This window comes from Henriciella sp. (assembly GCF_049649345.1).
Taxonomy (GTDB): domain Bacteria; phylum Pseudomonadota; class Alphaproteobacteria; order Caulobacterales; family Hyphomonadaceae; genus Henriciella.
This window is the reverse complement of sequence record NZ_JBARZC010000162.1, coordinates 1-3729: the sequence shown is the minus strand read 5'-3', so window position 1 is coordinate 3729 and position 3729 is coordinate 1. Positions and strand designations below refer to the sequence as shown.

Annotated in this window: 2 protein-coding genes and 2 pseudogenes; 3 read left to right on the top strand and 1 reads right to left on the bottom strand. The window is 56.9% G+C overall.

Features of this window, described 5'->3' with window-relative positions:
* Together WA989_RS03960 and WA989_RS03955 are read left to right on the top strand one after the other, a co-directional pair.
* Window positions 1-189: pseudogene (locus WA989_RS03960) on the top strand (transposase); the annotation flags it as partial.
* 240 nt (window positions 190-429) lie between these two features.
* On the top strand, window positions 430-705 hold the full coding sequence (locus tag WA989_RS03955) for a hypothetical protein (protein ID WP_424339216.1): 276 nt from the start codon (window positions 430-432) through the stop codon (window positions 703-705).
* A gap of 123 nt (window positions 706-828) precedes the next feature.
* Here the strand turns inward: WA989_RS03955 and WA989_RS03950 are convergent, their stop codons facing one another.
* Complete coding sequence (locus WA989_RS03950; protein ID WP_424339215.1) at window positions 829-1227, bottom strand: hypothetical protein; 399 nt, start codon at window positions 1225-1227, stop codon at window positions 829-831.
* 1694 nt (window positions 1228-2921) lie between these two features.
* Here WA989_RS03950 and WA989_RS03945 point away from each other — a divergent pair.
* Window positions 2922-3729: pseudogene (locus tag WA989_RS03945) on the top strand (hypothetical protein); the annotation flags it as partial.

Below are 3729 nucleotides of genomic sequence, written 5' to 3'. Positions count from 1 at the left end.
GTGTTCTCTGACGCCGCGACTCAGTTCTGCCTGACGATCAAGGTCCTGTTCAAACTGCCGCTGAGGCAGACGACAGGGATGGTTGCCAGCTTGCTGAAGATGGCAGACCTCAACTGGGCGGTTCCGGATTACACGACGCTGTGCCGACGGCAGAAGACGCTCGCCGTCCAGATCCCGTATCGACGCGCCGGATATGCCCACGATTAACCGCACGAAGCTCTAGTTTTCGAATGGCGGAGCACGCGCCCCAAGTTGGGAAAATGCCTAGAATCCCTTTTGCCTGTCCTTCCCGAGGCGCCCAAGCAGCGGAAAGATGCGCCGCAAAAGGTATGTAGGCCTTTCGCTGCTACGGGTTCTGCAATCCTCCAGGTCTGACCGCTGTGCCGCGACCGAAAGCTCCGCGCTGGTCCCGCACCCCGTTGAGGCGCTATGTTCGCAACTGTCGGCCTCTGGCCAATCCGGTTGATCGCCGTCCAGCCCTCCAACGCGCAATTCGCCTGCGACCATAAGCTTCAGGACGACCTGACGGCAGTCAGCGAAGTCGAGTGTCGGGCGAAGCGGGTTCGTGTTGGCAATACGTGCGAGGCTCTGCGCGGCAATGCGGATGCTCGGAAAGGAAGCCGCCCTGCACAGATCTTCGACCTCGGCGGTCGTGAGGACCACCTCTCTCGTGATCACGAAGCTTCGAAGATCCGACAATTGTGAACTCCATGTTTCCCTCGCAAGAAGCGCCTGAACCGCTGCCTACCGTCGCCCCCGGCCGGATCCTCTCGCGTCTCGATCAGACGCGGACACAGCAACCCGCACCGGTCTGGTCCGCATCTCGGCCTATACCCGACAGGGAGCGCTCGAGAGAAGCACCTTGCGCAGCTGATCCAACTCTCTCACCACATCGTCGATCGTCCCCGCCGGCCAGGTGGTCACGTCCTGTTCGGGCTCCTCTAGGCGAACCGTGTCATCAGCCGTTACTGCAAAGCGGTCCTCAAACAGGAACAAGATAAGCGGCAGCGTTCGCATTCGTCTCTCGGGACTCGCCGCGCGCACGATCCCTTCCAGAATCAGGAAGCCGAACGCATTGCGTTCGAACCGCCAATGCCCAAGCCACACCTGCGGCGCGTCGATCGGAGCGCCGGCAGGTTCCAAGGATCTTGCGCGCACTCTCATCTGTCGCAGAAGAGTGTTGCGGTACTCGTTCGCCGCGGACCCGCTTTCAAAGAATTTTGCCATCTCCTGTAATCCTCCGACGTCTCCGACACCTCTAAACTCGGGCGCGGGCATCCGATCGCCGGCTGCCAAGACATGCCATACCGATCTGCGCCAGTGGCGCGACGGGTTCGGAATGCCGCCCAGTAATGGGCCTGCCGGCACCACGCTCGACAAGGTCGGTTAGGACCCGATGCGTTCGCTGTGAATTTATCCCAGCGAGATCGCAGACCATCCGGAACTCGCGGCTCGGAAAGGCGCCGACCCACCGGATTGCCAGCTGCCTATCGTGATATGAGTTATTCCCGGCCGATTTGAGATCACTGACGACTGCCAGCAGGACGTTCTGCCAAAGGCGTTGTTCGGGGCTTGCGGACACTGTTCATCCTTCTCAAAGGTCACTGATACGGTTAGTTACTCCAACGTGAGAGACCGCTCGCCACTCTTTCGCAAGGCACGGCGGCGTATTCGGCCATCAACGACCGAGCGGCCATAAGAACTTCAACGCTTCGCCATCACTGCGACAAAGCTGATCCGAGCGCGTCGCTCCTGGCCCGGCGCACAGCGTTCTGGATAGAAGCACCTGACCAACTGCGCGCCTCGCCGGCGCATACCCTCTCTGCGTCCGGCATCAGACGTGCTCGAACGCCGGGCCCAAGCATGTCGCGCAGCGAACTATTCCGGTTTAGCGACGAAGGGCGGATGTTGATCCGGAGCCAGAACACACATGAGGGCGCCAACGCCACCACCGTGGTGCTTCCCGAAAGGCTGCAGATCGCAATTGCCCAGAGTGGCGATCCTCCAAGCAAGAGACTTATGACAGCGGCTATCGCTCCCACAAACAAGCCAGCCAGGACGAACCCGACAACCATTCTACTCTCCTCACTCTCTCAGAGCGGTATTCCATCCAAGATGGCTACAACCTAGGGAAGTTTCTGGCAATGACAAGAAGCCGACTTGTGATGGCTCGGATGATGTGAGCGCCTCCCTACGGCATCGATGTGCCACGGCTGATGGCAGAATAGCCTTGGCCTCAGCAGCGCGTGCTTCGACACCTCCAGCCGCGTTCAGAGTAGTGACCTAGCCTAAGCAAAGACTGCTGGCCTTCCCTCTTGACGCGAGTAGGTAAACTTTGCTACTCGTTCCGATTGTGTTCGATCTGCCGCGGGACCACCTCCCCGACGCTTCGATCACGAAAGGTTCTCAACCGACGGACGCACCCGTGGGAGCAGTAACAGCACAGACCAGACCAACAGCGGAACTACATAAATGCGTAAAATATTGAACATACGAAACGCATATAATTCGAAATTTGCTGCCATTCTTCGCAACCGTAGGACAAAGAATATATTGGATAGCGCGGGTCTAGATGACCGACGCTACGACAGACTATTCATTGGGCGAGACGATCGCAGAATCGTCTCCCAAGTTAAGCTTTGTTTCAAGGAGAACTTAGTTTCGATCTTGAACATGCAGCTGATCCAATGACGTGCCCATTCTGCAAACGCCCCTACGACTACTGCGACTGCCGCCCGGCTCTGCGAGAGGAGGAAGCTATTGGCTTTCGAGGCATTCTTTGGTTGCTCTGGGTTATGATCGTAAGCGATGGGGCGGACGGCCCCCGGCGCCAATGATGTATCAAGGTAACGGGTGTTGAAGTGCCGCTATGACGAGAGCGCCCATCAAAGATCGTCAGCATTCATAAGGATCATTGTGAGATGGCTCATACAACCTCGTTGACCAAATTCCCGGCATCTGGCTTGGAAACACTACCGCTATCTGTCAGCAGGAATGCCAACCGCAACGAAACGGGAGACGCGGGAGATCGAAGGAGTACCGCTACGACAGTAGATATCGGAGATTCCTTTGGCGGCACGATTACTTCTGGCGACGTCGACTTCTTGAAAGTAAAGTTGGCAAAGGGAGAATATGTATTCTACGTCTATGGCGCCGGCGGCAACAATGCGGGGCTTTCAGATACCAGACTGACAGTTTACAAACCTGGACCAGATGGTCGGATCACTTCCAATGACAACGTAGACAATGATAACAAGTTCTCACTTGTTGAGTTGAGCGTTGCTCAAGCTGGAACCTACTACATCGAGGTCGGAGGGCAGAACGGCCAGACCGGCGACTATGTTCTGCAGACTTCGGACGATACATTTTCTGCAGAACAGGTGGCGAACTATCTCATACGATTCGACTGGGGAGAAGAGGCCGCGCTGAGATTCGGCGTTCAGACCGGGAACACGATTGAGGTCAACCTGACTGAACTCAACGCGGATGGGAAGCAGCTTGCGCGATGGGCGCTCGATGCATGGGGTACTGCAACCGGTATCGCGTTTCAGGAAGTCAGCAGCGGTGGAGAAATACTCTTCGACGATTCGGAGTCTGGAGCCTTTGCCGGGCCGCAGGCTTACTCTCCAGCTAACGGAATAAATTCGATGTCGACAGTTAATGTCGGAACGGACTGGATCGCTTCCTATGGCACATCGATCGATAGCTATAGTTTCCAGACCTATCTTC

Coding starts and splice junctions, on each gene's coding strand:
- WA989_RS03955 (WP_424339216.1), top strand. CDS start 430: ATGTTCGCAACTGTCGGCCTCTGGCCAATCCGGTTGATCGCCGTCCAG.
- WA989_RS03950 (WP_424339215.1), bottom strand. CDS start 1,227: ATGGCAAAATTCTTTGAAAGCGGGTCCGCGGCGAACGAGTACCGCAAC.